This is a genomic window from Micromonospora sp. WMMD882 (assembly GCF_027497255.1).
Taxonomy (GTDB): Bacteria; Actinomycetota; Actinomycetes; order Mycobacteriales; family Micromonosporaceae; genus Micromonospora.
Map to the genome: position 1 here is coordinate 1 of NZ_CP114903.1, position 21363 is coordinate 21363.

The window sequence follows — 21363 nt, forward strand, 5'->3', positions numbered from 1 at the left end:
CAGCAGCTCGACGAGCACCGTCTGCGCCAGGTACGCGTCGGGCAGCCGCCAGCGGGCCTGCTCCGGGGCGAGCGCCCAGCGCACCGGCCCCTCGGGCAGCCGGGTGGGCGGGGCGGGGATCCACGAGCCCAGCCCGTGCCGGATGACGTGGAAGCAGCGTTCCAGCTCCGGCCGCAGCGGCTCACCGGGGCTGACCAGGAACATCCACTGGCCGGTCGGGGTGACCGCGACCGGGCCCCGGGCCACCGGGACCGCGTCGACCGCGGCGCGGGCCGCCCGTCCCAGGTAGGCCGGCACCTCCAGCACGTCGAAGGCGCGGCCGGTGGGCAGCAGCAGCGCGTACGGGCGGCTGCGCCACCAGGTCGCCACCCGGGCCGGGTCGGTGCTGGCGGCGAGCTCCCACTCCGGCAGCGCGGGGTGGCAGCCGACGGTGGGGCAACCGGCCCGCCCGCAGACGAACCTGCTGCGGGCCAGGCAGGCGCCGGGGGTGACCGCCCAGCCGCGCAGCGCGTACCGGACCGCGATCCGGCGTAGCCGGACCCGTTCCAGTGGTGACAGATGGACGACGCGCGGTCCGACGGTCCGCCACATACTCCCTGACTCCTCTCGACACACCCGCCGTGTTCCACCGGCTGTGACGTGCGCTCCGGTCGGCTGGTCGAGACACGTCCGGGTCGTGGACGAAACCTCAGGTCCGCCGACGCCGTCACCGTGGGCCATCGATCGTCGTTGCTCCAGCCGACAACGATTCCATGCAAGTTGCACGAAAGCTACGTCCCGCTCTCGGCTGACCGACGTACTGGCTGTGCGATTAGGACGAACCGGGCGCTGACGGGCAACGCGGACCTGTGGTCCGCTGCCCCGGGAGACGCCCGGTCGGGGAGGAGTTACCAGATGGACGAGTTACCGATCGGACGGCGGGTCGCCTACTGGCGGGGGCGTCGCAAGATGTCACAGCAGGTGTTCGCCGACCGGCTGGGCAAGTCCAAGAGCTGGGTCGACAAGATCGAACGCGGGGTGCGTCGCCTCGACAAGTTCTCCGTCCTCTACGAGATCGCCGACATCCTCCAGTTGGACGTGCAGCTCCTGCTCGGCAAGGACCCGGAGCGCCGCAACGACGCGTTGAACTGCATCGACCAGGTCGAGGTCGACCAGATCCGGGCCGCCCTGGAGCGGTACGACGCGGTCAGCGCGTACTTCGACCAGGTGCCGTACCCGCCGCTGCTCAGCGACATGCGCAAGGCGGTCAACCACGCCTGGCTCACCTACCAGTACGGCCGGTACGGGATGCTCACCCGGGGCCTGCCCAAGCTGCTGCGCGACGCCCAGGCGGCCGACGCCGCGTACGACGGCGACGACCAGCGCCGGGAGGCCGCCCACCTGCTCGGGCAGGTCTACCAGATCGCCTCGTCGGTGCTGCGCAAACTCGGCGAGTGCGAGCTGGCCTGGCTGGCCGGCGACCGGGCGATGGCGGTCAGCCAGCGCGCCGACGACCAACTCCTCGCCGGCATCGCCACCACCCGGGTCGCCAGCGCGCTGCTCGCCATGGGTCGGGCCCGCTCCGCGCTGGAGCTGAACCTCCGCTTCGCCAACCGGCTCGCCCCCGACGGCGTCGACGACGTGCCCCCGCAGCGCCTGTCGGTCTACGGGATGCTGCTGTTGCAGGGCGCGATGGCCGCCGCCCGCACCGGCGACGCCGCCACCGTGGAGGAGCTGTTCCGGGGCGCGCAGGAGGCCGCCCACCGCCTCGGCGGCGACCACAACCACTACTGGACGTGTTTCGGCCCGACCAACGTCCTGCTGCACCGGGCCGCCGCCGCCGTCGAGCTGGGCGACGGCGGGCGGGCCGTGGAGACCCACCTCGCCATCGACCCGGTCGCGTTCGACGCGCTGCTGCCCGAGCGGCGCGCCCACCACATGCTCGACCTGGCCCGGGGCTTCGCCCAGATCGGCGACGTGACCAGCGCCGGCGAGATGCTGCTCAAGGGCGACCGCCTCGCCGCCCCGGAGATCCGCTGCCGACCGATCGCCCACGAGGTGATGTCGGACATCCTGCGGCGCACCCGGGGCGCGCCGTCCTCGTCGGTGGCGGAGCTGGCCGAGCAGATGGGAGTCGGCATATGACCGCGGTCGCGCCCCCGCCGGGCGACCGCCCGGTGCTGTACGTGATCGTCTGCGGCTCGCCGCTGGCCGGGCGGGTGGACCGCCTGGTCGACCTCGCCCACCGGGACGGCTGGCAGGTCTGCGTCGTCGCCACGCCCGACGGGGCGAAGTTCGTGGACCGGGCCGCGCTGGCCCGGCTGACCGGTCATCCGGTACGGACCACCTACAAGCACCCGGGCGACCCGGACGTGCTGCCCCCGGCGGACGCCATGGTGGTCTGCCCGGCCACCGTCAACTCGGTCAACAAGTGGACGGCCGGGATCACCGACACGCTCGCCCTCGGGCTGCTGGTCGAGGCGCAGGGCCGGGGCACGCCGATCGTGGCGGTGCCGTTCACCAACACCGCGATGGCGGCGCACCCGGCGTTCCGCGCCGGGCTGGACCGGCTGCGTGAGTGGGGCGTCACGGTGCTCTTCGGCGACGACGTGTACCCGCTGCACGCGCCCGGCACCGGTGACCGCCACCTGGACGCCTTCCCCTGGCAGCTCGCCCTGCGCGCGCTGCCCGCCCGTCCGCTGCCCACCCGCTGACCCCCGCCGCGGGGGCGTCCGGACGCTCCCGCCCGCCGTCCGGACGCCCCCGCCCGCCGTCCGGCGGGACCGATGGGGCAGCCACCGATCCCGCCCACCCATCTGCTCAGACGCTTTGCTCTGCTCCCATCGACGCGCCACCCACCGGTTGTGGCCTGGCGCGTCGACAGGCGCAGAGCAAAGCGTCGGGTCTGGTGTGCCGGGACGTGTGGCCTACGGGCCCGGTCGACCCGGCCGAGCTACGGGTGGCGTGTCTGGTGTGCCGGGGTTGTGGAGGGAGCTGGCCGCGACGGCGGCCTGCGTTTCCGCAGGGGCGCCTCACGTTCGGCGGGTGAGCCCGGCTCCACGGCGATCGCGGCGCGCCACCGTGAGGACGGCGTTCCGGCGACCGGTGTTTCGTTTCGGTGATAACGGTGGAACGTTCGTGGAGGAAAGGCCGTTTTCCGGGAGACGAAGACGATCTTGGCCCGCAGCCCGCAGCCCGCAGCCCGCAGCCCGCAGCCCGCAGCCGGCAGCCGGCAGCCGGCAGCCGGCAGCCGGCAGCCGGGAGTCGGGAGTCGGGGCCGGGGGCTGGCGGGGCGCAGGCGGGGTGCCCGTCGACCGTGGGCGGGACGTCCGCCGGGCGTCGTCCGGACGCTCCGGCGGGCCGGGTGTCACCGGCGGATCGGGCCGACGCCGGTAAGCTGGCCCGCCGTGAGCACAACCGGAAACCCGCCGCTGACGGTGGCCGACGTGGTGACCGCCCTGGAGCGGCGCTACCCGCCGTCCTGGGCCGAACAGTGGGACCGGGTGGGGCTGGTGCTCGGCGAGCCGACCGCCGAGGTCCGCCGGGTGGCCTGCGTGGTGGACGTGGTCCCGGAGACCGTCGCCGAGGCGCTCGCCGTCGGGGCCGACCTGATCGTCGCGCACCATCCGCTGCTGCTGCGGGGGGTCTCCTCGGTCGCGCCCACCACGTTCAAGGGGCGGATCGTGCACCAGCTCATCAAACGCGACGTCGCTCTGTACGTGGCGCACACCAACGCCGACGTGGCCCACCCGGGCGTCTCCGACGCGCTCGCCGCCCGGCTGGGCCTGACCGACCTGCGCCCGTTGCAGCCGGCCGCCCCGGGCAGCCCCGCGCACGGTGGCGGGCGGGGCATCGGCCGGATCGGCGAGCTGCCCGAGCCGACGACCCTGGCCGGGCTGACCCGGCACGTCGCCGCCGTGCTCCCGCCGACCGTCTGGGGGGTACGCGCGGCCGGCGACCCGGCCCGCGTCGTGCGCACCGTCGCGGTCACCGGCGGCTCCGGTGACGGTTTCCTCGCCGCCGCGACCGCCGCCGGAGTGGACGCCTACCTCACCGCCGACCTGCGTCACCATTCGGCCGGCGAGCACCTCGCCGAGGGCGGGCCGGCGCTGCTGGACGCCGCGCACTGGGCCACCGAACGCCCCTGGCTGGACGACCTGGCCGAGCACCTGCGGGCCACCCTGGGCGTCGAGACGCACGTCTCCGACCTGGACACCGACCCGTGGACCGGGCACGCCGCCAGCCCCACCCCGCCACGGCCCGGCGACGGGTCCGCCCGGCGCCCCGCCCCGCACTCCGCCCCCGCCCCGCACTCCGCCCCGGACGACGACAAGCCGTGGACGACGACCAAGCCGTGGACGACGACTAAGGAGCCCCGACGTGAAGGCTGAACCGGCAGTGCAGCGCCGCCTGCTCGACCTCCAGGCCATCGACACCGCCCTGGCCCAGCTCGCCCACCGTCGTCGTACCCTGCCGGAACACGCCGAGCTGGACGCGCTGGCCCGGGAGTTGTCCGCGTTGGAGGACCAGCGGGTCCGGGCCCAGGTGGCGGTGGACGACCTGGACCGGGACATCGCCCGCCTGGAGAAGGACGTCGACCAGGTCCGCGCCCGTAAGACCCGTAACGAGGACCGGCTGGCCGCCGGCAGCGGCCCGGCCCGCGAGCTGGAGGCGCTCCAGCACGAGCTGGCCTCGTTGCAGCGGCGGCAGAGCGACCTGGAGGACGCCGAGCTGGAGCTGATGGAGCAGCGGGAGGGCGCGCAGTCCGTACTCGACGGGATCGAGCAGCGGCTGACCGAGGCGCGCGACCGGCGCGCGGAGACCGAGCAGCGGCGCGACGGCACCCTCGCCGAGATCGCCAAGGAGGAGGAGTTCAAGCGCTCCGCCCGGCAGCCGCTCGCCGCCGACCTCCCCACCGACCTGGTCGTCCTCTACGACAAGATCCGTGAGTCCACCGGGCTGGGCGCGGCGCTGCTGCGCGGCGGACGCTGCGGCGGCTGCCGGCTCGACCTGTCCGGGGCCGACCGGGCCCGGATCGCCAAGGCCGCGCCGGACGAGGTGGTGCGCTGCGAGGACTGCCGCCGGATCATGGTCCGCACGAACGAATCCGGCCTGTGAGCCTGGCCAGCGTCGTCGTCGAGGCCGACGGGGGCTCCCGGGGCAACCCGGGCCCGGCCGGCTACGGCGCGGTGGTCCGGGAAGCCGACACCGGTGAGGTGCTGCTCGAACGCGCCGAGGCGATCGGCACCGCCACCAACAACGTCGCCGAGTACCGGGGGCTGATCGCCGGGCTCGCCGCCGCCGCCGAGCTGGGCGCGTCCCGGGTCGAGGCGAAGATGGACTCCAAGCTGGTCGTCGAGCAGATGTGCGGCCGGTGGCAGATCAAGAACCCGGGGCTGCGTCCGCTGGCCGCCGAGGCCGCCGCGCTGGTCCGCCGGTTCGACGCGGTGACCTTCACCTGGATTCCCCGGGAACGCAACCGGCACGCCGACGCGCTGGCCAACGCGGCGATGGACGCCGCCGCCGGCCGTACCCCGAAACGGTCGGTCGTCGAGCCGCCGCGGATCGTGGAGCCGCCGCGCGAGCTGGCCGCCCCCGACTCGCCGGCCCGCGCCGCCGCCCGGGAGGCCGCCGCCCGCGCCACCGCCGGCCGGACCGCCACCAGCGCCGACCCGGCCGCCGCGCCCACCGGCCCGGCCCCGGTCGCCGCGCCGACCGCGCCCGGTCCGACCGACGCCGCGCCGACCGCGCCGGGTCCGGCGGCGACCGGCGCCGACCCGACGACCGGGTCGGCCTCCTGGGAGCCGCGCGCCGCCGCCGAGGCGACCCGGCTGATCCTGGTCCGGCACGGCCAGACCGAGTGGACCGCGCAGCGCCGCTACTCCGGCCGGGGCGACGTGCCGCTGTCGCCGCGCGGCCGGGAGCAGGCGCGGGCCACCGCCGCGCGGGTGGCCGCCCTCGCCCCGGCCGTCGCGGCCGTGGTCAGCTCACCGCTGTCCCGGTGTACGGCCACCGCCCGGCCGATCGCCGCCGCGCTCGGCGGCGTCCCGCTGCGTACCTCCGACGACCTGGTCGAATGTGACTTCGGGGCCTGGGAGGGGCGCACCTTCGCCGAGGTACGCCAGGAGTGGCCGGGCGAGCTGGACGCCTGGCTGGCCTCCCCGGCGGTGGCCCCGCCGGACGGGGAGTCGTTCGTCGACGTGGCCGCCCGGGTCGGCCGGGCCCGGGACGCGCTGCTGGCCGGGCACCCCGGGCAGACCGTGGTGGTGGTCTCGCACGTCTCCCCGATCAAGCTGCTGCTGCGGGACGCGCTGGCCGCCGGGGACGCCTTCCTGCACCGCCTCTACCTGGACCCGGCCGGCATCTGCGTGCTGGACGTCTGGCCGGACGGCGGGGTGGCCGTCCGCTCCGTCAACGACACCGCCCACCTGACGTAGCCGTGCCCCCGCCCGCGCCGGGTGACGCCGCTCGGCGCAGGCGGGACGCCGCTGAGCGCAGAGATCCACAATGGTGGGTGACGCCGGTCACCGCGTCGATAACCTCCGGGCTGTTGCTGTCCGTCACGACCTTCCGGAGGTGGGCGCATGGCCGGGACCGGACCGGAGCCGCCGACCACGACGCGTTCCCGGGGCAGGGACCACAGCCCCTGGAACTGGCTGCTCCTCGTGCCGATCGTGGTGCCGTTGATCCCGGCGCTGTTCAACAGTGACGCGCCCCGGATCCTCGGCTTCCCGCGCTTCTACTGGCTTCAGCTGGCGTACATCCTGCTGGGCGTCGGCACCACGACGCTCGTCTACCAAATGACCAAGCGGCGGGGTGGTCGCTGATGTGGCGGGACAACCTCACCGAGATCGTCATCTTCACCGTGCTGTTCCTGCTGGTCAGCGCGATGGGTTTCGTCGCCGCCCGGTGGCGGGCCCCGAAGGACATGGCCCACCTGGACGAGTGGGGGCTGGGCGGGCGCAGCTTCGGCGGCTGGATCACCTGGTTCCTGATCGGCGGGGACCTCTACACCGCGTACACGTTCGTGGCGGTGCCGGCCCTGGTGTTCGGGGCCGGCGCGGCCGGGTTCTTCGCCGTGCCGTACACGATCGTGGTCTATCCGCTGGTGTTCCTGGTGCTGGTCCGGCTCTGGTCGGTGTCGCACCGGCACGGCTTCGTCACCCCGGCCGACTTCGTCCGTAAGCGCTTCGACTCGCCGGTGCTCGCCCTGATCATCGCGATCACCGGGATCGTCGCCACTATGCCGTACATCGCGTTGCAGCTCGTCGGCATCGAGGCGGTGCTCAAGACGATGGGGGTCACCGGGGAGAGCACCCTGGCCCGGCACCTGCCGATCATCGTTGCGTTCGCCATCCTCGCCGCCTACACGTACCAGTCGGGGCTGCGCGCGCCCGCGCTGATCGCGTTCGTCAAGGACACCCTGATCTACGTCGTCATCCTGGTCGTGGTGCTCTGGCTGCCGCAGAAGCTGGGCGGCTGGGGTGAGATCTTCGACGCCGCCGACGCCAAGTTCGCCGCCTCGGCCAACCCCAACGACGGGATCCTGCTGACCGCCAACAACCAGCTCCAGTACGTCACCCTGGCGTTCGGCTCGGCGCTGGCGCTGTTCCTCTACCCGCACAGCCTCACCGGCGTGCTGGCCAGCCGGAACCGGGACGTGATCAAGCGGAACATGTCGGCGCTGCCTGCGTACAGCCTGCTGCTCGGGCTGATCGCGCTGCTCGGGTTCATGGCCATCGCGGCCGACGTGACGCCGCTGCCCGGCGCGAGGGAGGGCACGGTCGACAGCAACACCGTCGTGCCCGTGCTGTTCGACCAGCAGTTCCCGGCCTGGTTCACCGGCGTGGCGTACGCGGCCATCGGCATCGGCGCGCTCGTCCCGGCGGCGATCATGTCGATCGCGGCGGCGAACCTGTTCACCCGCAACATCTACAAGGAGTACCTGCGCCGGGACGCCAGCCCCGCCCAGGAGGCCACCGTATCGAAGGTCACCTCGCTGGTGGTGAAGGTCGGCGCGGTCGCCTGCATCGTCTTCCTCGACCCGCAGTTCTCCATCGACCTGCAACTCATCGGCGGCGTGATCATCCTCCAGACGTTGCCGGCGGTGGCGCTGGGCCTCTACACCCGCTGGTTCCACCGGGGCGCGCTGATCGCCGGCTGGGCCGCCGGCATGGGGTTGGGCATGTGGATGCTCTACCAGATCCCCAACCCGGCGAACGGGCGGAAGCACTTCGGCGGCTCGGCGTTCCCGCTCTCCGAGTTCGGCGTCGACACCAAGAAGACCATCTACGTCGGGATCGTGGCGGTGCTGGTCAACCTGGTCGTCGCCGCGCTCGTCACCCTCGCGCTGCGGGCCGCGAAGGTCGACGAGGGCGTCGACGGCACCGAGCCGGACGACTACTTCGCCGACGAGGGCGACCCCCGGGTCGACCCCCTCCCCGAGCTGACGCCCGACCCGGTCGACCCTCAGCGCAGCGCGCGGTAGAGCAGGTAGCCGCCGATCACCGTGCCGAAGACCACGATCAGGGTCCTCAGCGCCACCGCCGGCAGCCGGCGCACCAGCCGCGCGCCCGCGTACCCGCCGACCAGGGTGGCCGGGGCGACCACCGCCACGGCCACCCAGTCGACCGGCCCGAACACCGCGAAGACCACCAGCGTGGTCACCCCGACCACCGCCGAGAGCAGGTTCTTCAACGCCGTCACCCGCACCAGCGGGTCGTCACGTACCAGCGCCAGTCCGGCGACCAGCATCACCCCGAGCGCCGCGCCGAAGTACCCCCCGTACACCGAGCCGACCAGCACCATCGCCTGGAGGGTGACCACCCGGCGGCGCAGCCCCACGTCGCGCGGATGCCCGACCAGCCGGCGCAGCGGCCCCTGGAACGCCAGCACCGCCGTCGCGCCCAGCACCAGGAACGGCACCACCAGCTCGAACGCCCGCGCCGGGGTGTTCAACAGCAGCAGCGTCCCGCCCACCGTGCCCAGCGCGGCGGTCGGGACCAGCGCCACCACCGTCCGCCGGGGCGGCAGGTCCCGCCAGCTCCCCGCCACGCTGGCCAGGTAGCCGGGGGCGACGGCCACCGAGTTGGAGACGTTCGCCGGCACCGGCGGCAGCCCGGCCGCGAGCAACGCCGGGAACGTGATCAGGGACCCGCCGCCGGCCGCCGCGTTGACCATGCCCGCGGCCAGACCGGCCGCGAGCAGCAGCAGAACAGCGGAAACGTCCATGATCTGCCGAGCCTACCCAGGCTGCCGCCCGGCGCCCCGGCGCCCGCCGCCCACCCGACGACCCCGCACGGCGGGCCGCAGCCGCGAACGATCCGCCCGGTGCGCGCTTCGGCGGCGTGGAAACGGGAAGAGCCCGGCATGCCCGCCCCAGCCCGCCGGGCCGCCCACGCCCGGGCCGCCCACGCCCGGGCCGCCCACGCCCGGGCCGCCCACGCCCGGGGCGTCTCCGCGAGCCCGGCCGGCGTCGGTATCCTGGCCGCCGCCGGGCTCGCCGCCGTGCTCCGGCTGCCGTTCGTCGGCGCCGGCCTCGGCATGGACGAGGGCGGGTACGCGCACGTCGCCCGGGAATGGTCCCGGGGCGTGCCGCTGTACCGCGAGGCGTGGCTGGACCGCCCCCAGGGGCTGCTCCTGACGTACCGGCTGCTGCTCGACCTGGACCCCGACGGCGGCGCGATCCGCCTCGGCGCGGTGGTCGCCGGCACGCTGATCACCCTGGCGGTCGGCGCGGCCGGCTGGCAGCTCGCCGGCCGCCGGGCCGGCGTGGTCGCGGCGGCCCTCTACGCGACCGTCGGGGTGGCCCCCCGACTGGAGGGGTTCACCCTCAACGGCGAGCTGCTGGCCGGCGTCCCGGCGACCGTCGCGGTGGTCGCCGCGCTGCGCTGGCGGCGGCACGGCGGGCCGGGCTGGCTGGTCGCCGCCGGCATCGCCGCCGGGGCCGCGCTCACCATGAAACCCTCGGGCGTCGACGGCCTCACCGCCACCCTGGCCGTCGCGGCCGTGACCACCGGCCGCCGCCTCTCCGGGTACGGCCCGGCGCTGGCCGGCGCGGCCGGGCCGCTCGCCCTGTGCGCCCTGCACGGGGTGACGGTCGGCTGGTCGGAGTACTGGCACGCGCTGGCCGGCTACCAGCTCGCCGCCCTGGGCGGCCCGCAGTCCGGTGACCGGGCCGCCGCCCTGCTGCGCAGCCTCGGCGCCGCCGCCCCGGAACTGGCCGCCCTCGCCCTGCCGGTAACGGTCGCCCTGTCCCTGCCGCGCGCCGGGCTGTCCCCGTCGCGTGCCGCCCCGCCGTCACCGCGCGCCGTCCCGGCCGCCCTGAGCCGGGTACGCCGGCCGGGGCCGACCGGGGTGATCATGGCCGGCTGGCTGGGCGGGGGAGTGGTCGGGGTGAACCTGGGCGGCGCGTACTGGCCGCACTACTGGGTGCAGCTCCTCCCGCCGCTGACCGTGCTCGCCGCCGTCGCGGTGACCCGGGTCGACCGCCCCGCGCTGCGGACCGGCCTGGTCGCCGTGGCGCTCCTGCCGCACCTGGTCTGGCTGGGCGCGCTGGCTCCGGCCACCCCGCAGCAGCGCCGGCAGGCCGTCCCGTACGCGGAGGCGGCCCGCCGGGACGCGGAGATCGCGGCGGTGATCCGCGCCGCGACCGGCCCCGACGACCGGATCTTCGTGCTGGTGTCCCAGGCCGACCTGTACTTCCTGACCGACCGGCGCACCGACTACCCGTACCTGTGGGGCAAGCCGATCGAGAAGATCCCGGCCGCGTTGCCCCGGCTGCGCGCCATGCTCGACGGCCCGGACCGCCCCCGGCTGGTGGTGCTCAACCACGATCCGGCCCGGGTCGACCCCACCGGCGCGACCAGCCGCATCCTCGCCACCCGCTACCGCCTGTGGCGCACCGTCGAGGGCGTGCCCCTGCTGCGTGCCGTGGACGAGCCGCCGGCGGGTTGACCCTGCTCCGGGCGCAACCCGACGGGGCCGCTCCGGCCGTTTCCGCTCCGTTCACATTTTCGGGCCGCATCTCGGTGACCCTGGTGGCACCTCGACGGTTTCCTGGCGAGTGAGTGAACTTTCGCTCCCGCAGGTCCAATGAAACAACGGTGGCGCAGATCACGTTTGAATGCGGCGCACCGGGTGCGAGCTGCCATTTCTTCAATTTGCGATAGTCCCCGAAAACGCTTGCCGTGGCCGACTGTTGACCGACGGCAAGGAAGCCTTATAGCCACGACGTACTACTACAACTCCCGCAACTGGCTGGTCCGGATGGACACCGCCGGCAACACCCGTTACAACTTCCAGTACGACAAGAGCGGCAACCGTACCCACACCTGGTTCGCGACGAACGACACCAACAGCGCGTGGGCGATGCGGACGGTCACCACGTACGACAAGTCCGACCGGGTCCGCCGGATCACCACCACCCGTGACTCGGCCAGCCCGGCGACGGTGTTCGACGTCAGCTACTGCTACGCCGGGTACGTCTCCGGTCAGCCCTGCTCCACCGCGTCAGCGGACGACACCGGTCTGCGGCAGTGGCAGAAGAACGAGGTCAGCGGTGAGATCAGCCGGTATGACTACGACGACGCCAACCGGTTGACCAAGGCCACCGACCACCACGGCAAGACCTACGAGTACACCTACGACGCCAACGGCAACCGCAAGACCGTCAAGGTGGACGGGGTCACCACCCAGACCCTGACCTACAACTCGGCGAACCAGGTCACCACCACCAACAACACGTACGACGGTCGGGGTAACCAGACCCGGGTGAGCGCACCGTCGGTGAACCCGGTGACGTACAACTCGATCAAGCAGATGGTGGGCGCGAACGCGGCCACCTACAGCTATGCCGGCACCGACCAGGTCGAGCTGGTCGGCACCGCCTGGGCCACCCTCCAGTACGGCATGGAGGACCAGCACGGGATGCCGTGGTTGCAGTCCTGGACGTACGGTGGGTCTACTGCCTATGTGGAGCGGGACGGCTTCGGCAGCCCGTTGGGGTTGCGGATCGGCGGTGTCGATCACGCGTACGTGCTCGACGGGTTGGGTTCGGTGGTGGCGATCGTGCGGGCGGACGGGTCGAAGGTCGCGTCGTACCAGTACGACCCGTACGGTACGGCGACGGCGGTGGACGAGTACTCGTTGGGTCAGACCAGTCTGATCCGGTACGCGGGTGGGACGTTCGACGCGACGACCGGGTTCACGAAGTTCGGGCAGCGGTGGTACAACCCGGTGCAGGGTCGCTTCACCCAGCAGGACAACCTCAGCTTCGTAGGCAGCCCGCGGCATGGCAACAGGTACGCGTACGCGGGGGGTAACCCCACCAACAATGTCGACCCGACAGGTATGTGGGGGCCGGACTGGTTGGAATGCGGCTTGGCGGCGGTTGGCCTTGCAGTCGCCATCGGTGCCATCTTCACGCCGATCGGTATGGTCGGCTTCTTCGTGGGGTACGGATTGGCTGCGGCCGGCGTAGTGACGGGCTGCTACGACGACAACGGTGATCCGATCGGCGGCACGTACTAGGCCGTCGCCCTCACAGCGAAAGGGGTTGATTTGCGTGAAGTTCCCACCGCGGCCTGCTCTTGCATTATTTTCTCTCGTTATGGTCTTAGTGTTTCTCAGTCAGGTCGTGGCCGGTTTCGCCGGTCCCGTGAGCATCGTTCTCGCAGTTCTCGCCGGTGTTTTCCTGATCTGGGCAGTCGTCGGTCTTTGGATGCAGCGAAGCTCACCCAGGAACAAGGAATCTTGATCTGGTTGTGAGGCGACAATAGTTCTACGCGGCCCCGTCAGTACCTAAGAACGCTGACGGGGCCGCCCCTGCGCGATGTTCGGCCTCGTCGGCGTCGCCATGCCCGTCGGCTACGTAGCTGCAGTCCTGGACGCGCCGGCCCTGAAGTCGGCTGACCAGTTGGCGGGAGCTCGTGGAGCCGAGGCCGTGCCACGGCCCCGGCTCCACGAGCAGCACCGCATGCCGTGGTTGTAATCGTGGACGTACGGTGGGGTCGTCCGGGCCCACGGGTCGAAGGTCGCGTCGTACCAGTACGACCCGTACGGTACGGCGACAGCGGTGGAGGAGTACCGTCCTTGCCATTCTGAATTTGGCTTTTGCGTTGGATCGAGGACCACACCAGCCTGCGACGCCGGTACCGACCAGCGCTTGTCCGACCGGCCCGGGAAGCGGAGTGAGCCCGCGTGGCCCGCAGGTCGGAGCGGGCCGGCTACTGCTCGACCCGGAGGTTCCAGGTCAGGCCGGGTGGGGCGGCCACCCGGATCCGGTAGGTGGCCGGCGCGTCGACGACGATCTGATGGGTGAACGGCACGCCCCGCAGGTCGTCACACCGTACGGGCAGCACCGCCAGCGGCTCGACGTGCAGCTCCAGGGTGCCGTGGGCGCATCGACCGGTCAGCCACAGATCACCCACGGCGACCCGGGCCTCGCCCACCTGGCGTGTGCCTTCGGTGGCGGCGACGACCAGGAGCGTCGGCCCGTCGCCGGTGGGCGGTGTGCCGACCACGGGCGCCGGCGCGGGCCGGCGGGACGGGCCGGTGGCCGGCACGCTGTCCGCCGTCACCGCCGTGTCCGTCGCCCGGTCACCTGCCGGGGTGCAGCCCACGAGCGTCAGGGCGCAGAGCGCGCCGACGACGAGAAACGGGAAGGAGATCCGCTGGGCCACCAGGACACCCTTTCAGCCGGCCGCGCGAACGGCCAGAGGCCGGGCAGCTCGAACGTCGTACGCCGCGTCGGCACCGGTTCCGCAGATCCGCTGACGGAATGACGGTCTTGCGCCCTGGCCCGCAGGTCGGGGCGGCGACGGTGTCACCCGTAGGGGGCCAGGTCAGCGCCCGCCGTCGGCCGGCACACGCCACATCCGGTGGAACGGCGTGCCGTCGCCGAGCCGGATCGCCGAGGGCGTCAGGTCGACGTAGCCGTGGCGGCGGTACAACCGCCGGTTGTCGTCGCCGGTGGCCTCCAGGTAGGCGGGGAGCCCCGCCCGATCGAGCCGGGCGTGGGTGATCCGCATGAGCGCGCTGCCGAGGCCGCGTTTCCATTGGGTCGGGTCGACCGCGAGGAAGGCCAGGTGCCAGTGCGGCTCGCCCGGGTGGTGGGCCTCGAAGAGGTCGTCGAGTTCGACGAAGCGGTCATGATGGGGTCCGGCGAGCTCGGCGAGGCGTTCCTCGTAGCGCTCCGGCGCGCCCGGCTCGGTCGTACGGTCGAACCACACCGCGGTCGCCGACCGGTCGGCGGTCAGCAGGACCTCGCCGGCCCCGGCCGCGGCGTGCGCGGCGAGCAGGTGGAAGAAGCCCCGCATGGTGGCCAACCGCCGGGCGGGATCCGGCACCAGGTAGTGGTTCGCGGCCAGGTGGTCGAAGGACCGGGCGATCAGGTCGGCGGCGACGGCCACCTCGTCCGCGCTGGTCACCTGCCGGACGCTCCCGGGCGTGGTCATCGTGGTCACCTCTCGTCGTGGGCGGGACCTGAACAGCGCACACCGCCGCTTCTTCCTTCGGCGCCGCGTTGACGCCGCTGGTCGTGGCGGTGGCCGCCGGCCCGGTCCTGCGCTGACCGTACGCCGGAACGGGTTTGTCGGCGTCGACGCCGGGTAGCCGCCGTCGGCCGGTCCGGGTGTTCCCGCCGTCCGATGGTCGCCATCCACCGTGGGAGAGACGTCATGACCGGGGACGAGCCGCCCGCCGAGGACCTCGCCTCGGTACGCGGACTGCTGCGCGGCTACGACCGGGCCCGGGCGGGGGCGGCGGAGCTACGGCCGGTGGTGTGGAGCCGCAGCCGACCGTGCGTGTGGTGGTCGTGGTGGCTGCCCCGGCCGACGCTGCTGACCCGCTTCTATCTGAGCCGGCACATCGAACGCAGCCTCGGCGCGCTGGAACGCGAGTACCACGCCCGCGAGGCGCTGGGCAAGCTGAATGACGCCGAGCGCGGCGACCGTGAGCTGTGCGCCGCCTACCACCGGTCGCTGCGGACGCCGCGTCAGCTCGTCGCGGTCCTCGCCTACGTGGTGGCGGCTCTCGTCGTCGCGCAGATCCTCGTGGTGAAGTCGGAGTACTTCGAGGACCTGGTCTCCAGGATCGTGTGGACGGAAGAGAACGCGGTGCGGGACAGCGAGGAGGACCGGGCGCGGGAGGCGCTCCGGCTGGTCGCGAAGACCTTCAGCGGAAGCCCCGCCACGTCGGTGGACGTCGTCGACCGCACCATGGGGATGACGGGCACGGCGGTGGTTGTCCTGTTCGCCGCGGTCATCTTCGTCGCGTACCTGAGCACCCGGATGCTCGTGCCGGCCTTCCGGCTCAAACGGCAACTGCTGTGTCTGGCCGACCAGACCGGGTGGGGTGTGCGGGACACCGCCGCCGGATGGTTCGTCAACAAGTCGGTAGGGGCCTACGCGCGGGAACGCGCCGTGTTCCAGAAGGCGGGGGCCCGACCGCCCGCCGAGTGGCCGATAGACCTGATCATCCTGGCCGCGCCCCCCGTGCTCCTGGTGAGCATCGCCGTGGGGTACGTCCGCTTCGCCGAAGGGTACGCGTACCCGCTCGCCCTCTCGGTCTGGTTCTTCGCGGCCTTCGCCCTGCGGGTCGGCTGGTTGTACTCGTGCAACAGGCGGCGTCACACGGCTCCCGAGCCGGGCGCGGACGACGGGTCGGACGGCTTCGGGCGGATTCCGCCGTTCGTGGCCCGTGGCGCGGACGGCAGCCGGGTCGAGGGCCGGACCGTTCTCGGGGTGGCCGCCTGGCCGGTGCTCGTGGTGATCCTCGCGCCGTTCCTGGACAACGTGGCCCCCTGGCTCTCCGGGCTGGGAACGGAGGTGATCAGCCTTACCTTCGATCTGGTTCTCGCCGCGTTGCCCTGGCTCGTCATCGGCATCTGGCACTGGCTGACCGTCACCACCGGGCGTATCGAGGAGGCGTTCCGCCGGGACCCGTCCCCTCGGGCGCCTCGACGGGTGTGGGTCTCGATGCTGCTCTTCGCCTCGGTGGTGCTGTCGCCGGTCGCCGTCACGAGGGACCTCCGGCGGCTCGGTGAACTCCTCGAAGACCCGTCGCGGCGGACGCGGCTGCGGCGGCTGGCCGGGCTCAGCGTCGTCGTACCGGTGCTGGTGTTGTCGTTCTGGGCGTCGCTGGGCGTACTGCTGTCCGATCCGGACGGCCCGGCGAGCGGCCTGCTGTACCCGGTCTTCGCGGTGACCGGCACCCTCATGGTGTTCGCGTACGGCGCCATCCTGGGGGCCGTCCAGTGGGCGCAGAACCTCCTGCTGCCCACCTGTGCGACCCTGACGCCCTTCGGCCGGTGCGACGAAGGCTGAGGGCGAGCGGATCCGGCGTACCGGTCGGGTGGTCGTCGATGTCGTAGGCTGCCCTGGTGACGGTGGCCGGGTCCGGTGCGATGACAGACGCCGGGGCGGCGACCGGGGACCGGCGGCGCGGTGACGTCTCGGTCACCCGGATCGCCCAGCTCGCCGGGGTGTCGGTGCCCACCGTCTCCAAGGTCCTCAACGGACGCGCCGGGGTCGCCGACAGCACCCGGCAGCGGGTCGAGGAGGTCATCCGGGAGAACGGCTACCGCCGGCCCGAGGCGGCCGGGCCGACGCCCGTGGTGGAGGTGCTGTTCCCGTCCCTGGACACCCCGTGGGCGCTGGAGATCCTGCGCGGCCTCACCGAGGTCGCCAACCCGCGCGGCCTCGCGGTCGCGGTGACCGAGATGCAGGGGCGCACGGTGCCGCCGCGCGCCTGGGCGCAGGACGTGCTGGCCCGCCGCCCGGTCGGGGTCATCGCCATCACCGCCCGGCTCACCGCCGGCCAGCAGGCCCAACTGGCCAGCCGCCGGATGCCCCTGGTCGCCCTGGACCCCACCGGCGACCCGCAGCACGAGACCCCGTCCGTCGGGGCGATGAACTGGAACGGCGGCCTCGCGGCGGCCCGGCACCTGCTGGAGCTGGGTCACCGGCGGATCGCGGTGCTCACCGGCCCGGCCGACCTGCTGTGCTGCCGGGCCCGCCTGGACGGCTTCCGCGCCGGCCTCGACGCCGCCGGGGTCGAGGCCGATCCGACCCTGGTACGCGCCGGGGAGCTGATCGCCGACGAGGGCGTACGGGTGGCCCGGGAGCTGCTGGCGCTGCCCGACCCACCGACGGCGATCTTCGCCGGCAACGACCTCCAGGCGTTCGGCGTGTACGCCGCCGCGCACGCCGCCGGGGTGCGGATCCCGGCCGACCTGAGCGTGGTCGGCTTCGACGACCTGTCGGTCGCGCAGTGGAGCGTGCCCGCGCTGACCACGGTCCGGCAGCCGCTGCTGCGGATGGGCGCGACCGCGATGGAGCTGCTGCTGACCCTGGCCGCCGGCCGGGAACCCACCTCGGACCGGATCGAGCTGCCGACCGTCCTGATCCCCCGCGCCAGCACCGCCCCGCCCGGCCACAGCGCCGCCCCGGGCGCCGCCGCCCGCGACAGCGCGTCCACCTGAGACACGACGGCAGCTCCGGACACGACGGTCGCCCCGACTCTCAGGAGCCGGGGCGACCGTCGACCTGTGCCCTACGTCAGGAGCAGGCGGCGCCGTTCACGGTGAACGCGCTCGGGTTGGTGTTCGTACCGGTGTGGGTGCCGTTGAAGCCGAAGCTGACCGACGCCCCGGCGGCCACCGTGCCGTTGTAGCTCTCGTTCCGCACGGTCACCTGGCTGCCCGACTGGCTGGCGATGCCGGACCACGCCTGGGCGACGGTCTGCCCGTTGGCGAACGCGAAGCCGACGGTCCAGCCCGACCAGGCGGCGCTGCCGGTGTTGGTGACGGTGACGTTAGCGGTGAACCCGTTGTTCCAGCTGTTGGCCGTGTAGACGACCTTGCAGCCGGCGTCGCCGGGCGGCGGGGTGCTGCCGTTGGCGGTGGTCACCTGCACGCTCGGCGACTGGGCGGAGACCAGCCCCGCGCCGTTCTTCGCCACCACCGCGAACGTGTACGCGGTGGCCGGGCTGAGCCCGGTGAGGGTCGCCGAGGCGGTGCTGGGGGAGGCGACCACGGTGGACGTGCCGCCGCTGATCCGCCGTACCTCGTAGCCGGTGACGCCGCTCTCCGCGTCGCTCGACGCGGCCCAGCTCAGGGTGACCCCGGTGGCGGTGACGTTCGACGCGGTCGGGGCGCCCGGCGTGGACGGGGCGGTGGTGTCCTGCGGGGGCGGCGGGGCGTCGCCGGCCTTCTCGGCGGCCCAGTTCGCCAGCCAGGCCAGCGCCGAGTTCCAGTTGATGGTGACCTCGTTGACCGAGTACGCGTCGATGTGGTCGATGTAGCACTTCTGCGGCCGGCAGCCGGCGAGCTGCGCCTGCGCGTACGGGTCCTGGAGCTCCTGGTTCGGGCCGCCCGCCAGCGAGCCGGGCGGCGCGGTCGGCAGCGACCCGTCGACCTGGTTGGCCCAGAACCGGTGGTGCACGTTACGGACGGCCCGCTCGCCGTACCCGGAGACGTACGACTGGTTGTACGGGTTGCGGCCGAACAGGTAGTCAAGCGTCTGGAACACGCCGACCCGGTACTTCTGCTGGCCGGTGAAGTCGTACGCCAGGGCGAGGACGTTACCGGCGTTGGCGACGATGCCGTTGGAGCCCCACACGAACAGCGGCTGGCTGTGCGTGGCGACCGGGTAGCCCTGCCGGTTGGCCTGCGTCAACAGTTGGTCGGCGTAGCTGGAGATCGCGTTACGGGTGGCGCTGACGTCCGAGGCGTTCAGCCCGTTCGGCACCATGGCCAGGGTGACGTCACCGAGGCCGGCGGTCCACCACCACTCGAAGCCATGCGTGCCGAAGCCGGTGCCCCGGAAGTGCGGGGAGCCGGTCACGTCGCTGCGGTAGTTGCTGGCCCCGGTGGTCGCGTACAGCTCCGCCGCCGCCCAGTAGAACTCGTCGGTGACGTTGTTGTCGGCGTACGTGCCGCTGCCGTTGGTGTCGTTCGCGTCGGCGTACCGGGTCGGGTTGGCCTTGGCCGCCGTGTAGGCCCGGGTCGCGGCGGTCAGCGCGCGGTCGGCGAACGCCGGGTCGATGGTCTTCCACACCCGGGCGGCCTGCGCGGCGGTCGCGGCCAGGTTGAGGGTGGCGGCGGTGCTCGGCGCGGCCAGCACCCGGGGCTGCGCGTCCTGCTCGGGCCGGGTCGGCAGGGCCGTCCAGTTCTCGTCGCTGACCTTGTGCCGCGCCATGCCGGCGTCGGCGCGGCCGGTGGGGATCTGCATCTTCATCAGGAACTCGACGCCCCAGCGGGCCTCGTCGAGGATGTCCGGCACGCCGTTGGCGCGCTCCGGGATCGCCAGGGTGCCGTCCGCCAGCGCGGCCCGGTCCGCGCCCGCCACGTGCAGCGTACGCTCGTACTGGTTGATCAACTGCCAGGCGGCGATGCCGGTGTTCACGCCGTACTTGCCGTGGTCACCGGCGTCGTACCAGCCGCCGCGCACGTCCATCGTGTAGCCGCAGGACACCCGGCAGGGCACGTTGTTGTCGCCCCGGTTCGGCGCGACGTTCAGGTGGGCGGCGGGCCGGGCGTAGGTGGCCCCGACGTACTGCGCCTCGATCGGGGTGCCGCTGCGCTGGTGGTAGAAGAACGCCAGCGAGTCGTACCGCAGCTTGCGCACCGCCGAGGCGGAGATGTCGAACGGGTAGCTCTGCGCCCCGCCGGCCGCCAGGACGTAGCCGGTGCCGACCGTGTCGTAGGCGGAGAAATCGGCGATGTGCACGTTGTCGCCGGAGAGCGAGTCCGCGCCGCGCACCGTGGTCTGCCCGGAGGCGACGGTGGCGCCCGCCGAGTTCCGCAGCGTCCAGGCGATCGGCGAGCCGGAGCCGCTGACGATGGTGGCCTGCTTCGGCAGCCCCGGCACGTAGGCGACCTGGTTGACCTTCACGATCGAACCGGGGTCGGGGGCGGCCTGGGCCGCCGGAGCGAGCACGGCCGTCGCGGCGAGCGCGACGACGACCGCCGCCGCTGCCGTACGGACCGGAGCACGGCGTCTGCCGGCTGGACGGGACACGGTTCCTCCTGGGAGAAGTGGGGCTGGTGGGTCTGGGCGGTGGGCCTGGGCGGGGCGACGGTGGGGGGCCGCGCGGTGCGTTTCGGCGTGGCGTGGCGCGGCCCGCAGGGCGGCGGCGTCCGGCGACGAGCGCCGGCACCGGCGAGGAAAAGATTTCTTCGGTACGCGCAGCGCGCGGACGGCGCTGGCGGATGGCGTGACGCCCGACGGCGGCGGGGTGCCCGGCCCCGCCCAGGGGTCACGCTCGGATGGTGGCCCGGAGCCAGATCCGATGAGCATCCTGCCAGCCACCGGTAACGCCCGTCAATGTTCCTTTCCTGGCCCGGAAACCTTTCCGTCACCCGGCCGCCTGCCGGGGTGCTGTCGGGGTGACCGCCCGGCCACCGCCGCCTGCCCCGGGTGGCGTCCGGCGTCGCCACGGCCGGTGACCGGGCCGGCAATAGCCGGGGAGATCACGTCGTTAGGATGGGGGAGCGACGGACGAGTCGACCGGGCGGTCGCGTCGGCGGGCCGGGTGCCCGCCGCCGAGGAACGTCCGGACTCCACAGGGCAGGGTGGTTGCTAACGGCAACCCGGGGCGACCCGCGGGACAGTGCCACAGAAAACAGACCGCCGTGCCGTAACGGCGCGGTAAGGGTGAAACGGTGGGGTAAGAGCCCACCAGCATCCCGGGTGACCGGGGTGGCTCGGTAAACCCCACCCGGAGCAAGGCCAAGAGGGCCGCCGGCCGAGAGGTCGGCGACCTGCGCAGACGTTCGAGGGCGGCCCGCCCGAGTCTGCGGGTAGGCCGCAGGAGCCTGCCGGCGACGGCAGGCCGAGATGGATGGCCGCCGCCGACGCGGACCCCCGCACGGGGTACGCGTCGGGCACAGAATCCGGCGTACAGGTCGACTCGTCCGTCGCCCACTCCGCGCAGGAGATCTGCAACAGGGCCTCGGAGCAGGGTGGGTGCGTAGGATGTCGCGGGCCCAGTCGACCAGACATTCGGCGAACCCGGAGTCAGCGAAACGCGGGTCGGGGTCGCCGCGTATGCGGCGAGCGGGGTGCTCTTGCCGGCTCTTGCCGCCTCACGGTCCTGCCGTGAGGCGGCCAGGACCCACTCAGAGAACTCGTCGAGGGGCGGTCCAGGAAGGAAGCCCTTCCTTCGTAACGACGCGACCGACGAGCCGTCCGGTGGTTGTGGAAAGGGCTACTACCCCCGTGTGACTCACTTCCACCATCGGCTGGTCCCCGCCGACGCCGGCCTCTATTGCAGCCTGACGGACGGCCTGCTCCGTGGCGCTGATCGCGTAGCTCCAGTTGTCCTCGTTCGAGTCAGCCGGGATCTCGAACACCGCTACCAACTTCTCTTCTTCGGTCACTC

16 protein-coding genes, 1 other RNA gene and 1 pseudogene are annotated in these 21363 nt (G+C 73.0%); 12 read left to right on the forward strand and 6 right to left on the reverse strand.

The window, feature by feature from the left end; all coding sequences use genetic code 11:
- Window positions 1-27: 27 nt before the first annotated feature.
- Window positions 28-591 (reverse strand): annotated as a pseudogene (locus O7606_RS00005) (bifunctional DNA primase/polymerase); the annotation flags it as partial.
- A 303-nt stretch (window positions 592-894) separates the two neighbouring features.
- On the opposite strand from O7606_RS00005, the gene O7606_RS00010 reads away from it, so the two are divergent.
- The 7 genes from O7606_RS00010 to O7606_RS00040 all read left to right on the forward strand — a co-directional run bounded on the left by O7606_RS00010 (window position 895) and on the right by O7606_RS00040 (window position 8467).
- Window positions 895-2124: a helix-turn-helix domain-containing protein gene (locus tag O7606_RS00010; protein WP_281596899.1), complete on the forward strand. Its 1230-nt coding sequence runs from the start codon at window positions 895-897 to the stop codon at window positions 2122-2124.
- On the forward strand, window positions 2121-2693 hold the full coding sequence (locus O7606_RS00015; RefSeq protein ID WP_281596901.1) for a flavoprotein: 573 nt from the start codon (window positions 2121-2123) through the stop codon (window positions 2691-2693). Before O7606_RS00010 ends, O7606_RS00015 begins: the two co-directional genes overlap by 4 nt.
- 693 nt (window positions 2694-3386) lie before the next feature.
- Window positions 3387-4370, forward strand: a complete 984-nt coding sequence (locus O7606_RS00020; protein ID WP_281596902.1) for a Nif3-like dinuclear metal center hexameric protein — start codon at window positions 3387-3389, stop codon at window positions 4368-4370.
- The gene (locus tag O7606_RS00025) at window positions 4360-5097 is read left to right on the forward strand and encodes a C4-type zinc ribbon domain-containing protein (RefSeq protein WP_281596903.1); all 738 of its coding nucleotides are present in this window, start codon (window positions 4360-4362) and stop codon (window positions 5095-5097) included. Before O7606_RS00020 ends, O7606_RS00025 begins: the two co-directional genes overlap by 11 nt.
- Complete coding sequence (locus O7606_RS00030; protein ID WP_281596904.1) at window positions 5094-6416, forward strand: bifunctional RNase H/acid phosphatase; 1323 nt, start codon at window positions 5094-5096, stop codon at window positions 6414-6416. The genes O7606_RS00025 and O7606_RS00030 overlap by 4 nt, the downstream gene beginning before the upstream one ends.
- Window positions 6417-6563: 147 nt before the next feature.
- Window positions 6564-6806: a DUF3311 domain-containing protein gene (locus O7606_RS00035; RefSeq protein WP_281596905.1), complete on the forward strand. Its 243-nt coding sequence runs from the start codon at window positions 6564-6566 to the stop codon at window positions 6804-6806.
- On the forward strand, window positions 6806-8467 hold the full coding sequence (locus O7606_RS00040) for a sodium:solute symporter (protein ID WP_281596906.1): 1662 nt from the start codon (window positions 6806-6808) through the stop codon (window positions 8465-8467). The genes O7606_RS00035 and O7606_RS00040 overlap by 1 nt, the downstream gene beginning before the upstream one ends.
- Here the strand turns inward: O7606_RS00040 and O7606_RS00045 are convergent.
- Window positions 8449-9210, reverse strand: coding sequence for a sulfite exporter TauE/SafE family protein (locus O7606_RS00045; protein WP_281596907.1), 762 nt, complete (start codon window positions 9208-9210; stop codon window positions 8449-8451). The genes O7606_RS00040 and O7606_RS00045 overlap by 19 nt on opposite strands.
- Window positions 9211-9348: 138 nt before the next feature.
- Between O7606_RS00045 and O7606_RS00050 the strand changes: the two genes are divergently transcribed.
- Window positions 9349-10935: a glycosyltransferase family 39 protein gene (locus O7606_RS00050; RefSeq protein WP_281596909.1), complete on the forward strand. Its 1587-nt coding sequence runs from the start codon at window positions 9349-9351 to the stop codon at window positions 10933-10935.
- Window positions 10936-11247: 312 nt separating this feature from the next.
- Window positions 11248-12510: an RHS repeat-associated core domain-containing protein gene (locus O7606_RS00055; protein WP_281596910.1), complete on the forward strand. Its 1263-nt coding sequence runs from the start codon at window positions 11248-11250 to the stop codon at window positions 12508-12510.
- A gap of 695 nt (window positions 12511-13205) precedes the next feature.
- Here the strand turns inward: O7606_RS00055 and O7606_RS00060 are convergent.
- On the reverse strand, window positions 13206-13661 hold the full coding sequence (locus O7606_RS00060; protein WP_281596911.1) for a hypothetical protein: 456 nt from the start codon (window positions 13659-13661) through the stop codon (window positions 13206-13208).
- 162 nt (window positions 13662-13823) lie between these two features.
- Window positions 13824-14435 carry a GNAT family N-acetyltransferase gene (locus O7606_RS00065; RefSeq protein ID WP_281596912.1) on the reverse strand — a complete coding sequence of 204 codons (612 nt, stop codon included), beginning with the start codon at window positions 14433-14435 and terminating at the stop codon, window positions 13824-13826.
- Between the two features lie 222 nt (window positions 14436-14657).
- Here O7606_RS00065 and O7606_RS00070 point away from each other — a divergent pair, with 222 nt between their 5' ends.
- Window positions 14658-16304, forward strand: a complete 1647-nt coding sequence (locus tag O7606_RS00070) for a hypothetical protein (RefSeq protein ID WP_281596913.1) — start codon at window positions 14658-14660, stop codon at window positions 16302-16304.
- A gap of 80 nt (window positions 16305-16384) precedes the next feature.
- Window positions 16385-17461, forward strand: coding sequence for a LacI family DNA-binding transcriptional regulator (locus O7606_RS00075; RefSeq protein WP_281596914.1), 1077 nt, complete (start codon window positions 16385-16387; stop codon window positions 17459-17461).
- A 76-nt stretch (window positions 17462-17537) separates the two neighbouring features.
- Here O7606_RS00075 and O7606_RS00080 read toward each other — a convergent pair whose 3' ends face one another.
- Complete coding sequence (locus O7606_RS00080) at window positions 17538-20000, reverse strand: glycoside hydrolase family 9 protein (protein WP_281596915.1); 2463 nt, start codon at window positions 19998-20000, stop codon at window positions 17538-17540.
- Between the two features lie 481 nt (window positions 20001-20481).
- Here O7606_RS00080 and rnpB point away from each other — a divergent pair.
- Window positions 20482-20899: RNase P RNA component class A (gene rnpB, locus O7606_RS00085), an RNA gene on the forward strand.
- A gap of 201 nt (window positions 20900-21100) precedes the next feature.
- On the opposite strand, the gene O7606_RS00090 is transcribed toward rnpB, so the two are convergent.
- A complete protein-coding gene (locus O7606_RS00090; protein WP_281596916.1) occupies window positions 21101-21361 on the reverse strand; it encodes a hypothetical protein in 261 nt (86 codons plus the stop codon).
- Window positions 21362-21363 lie beyond the last annotated feature (2 nt).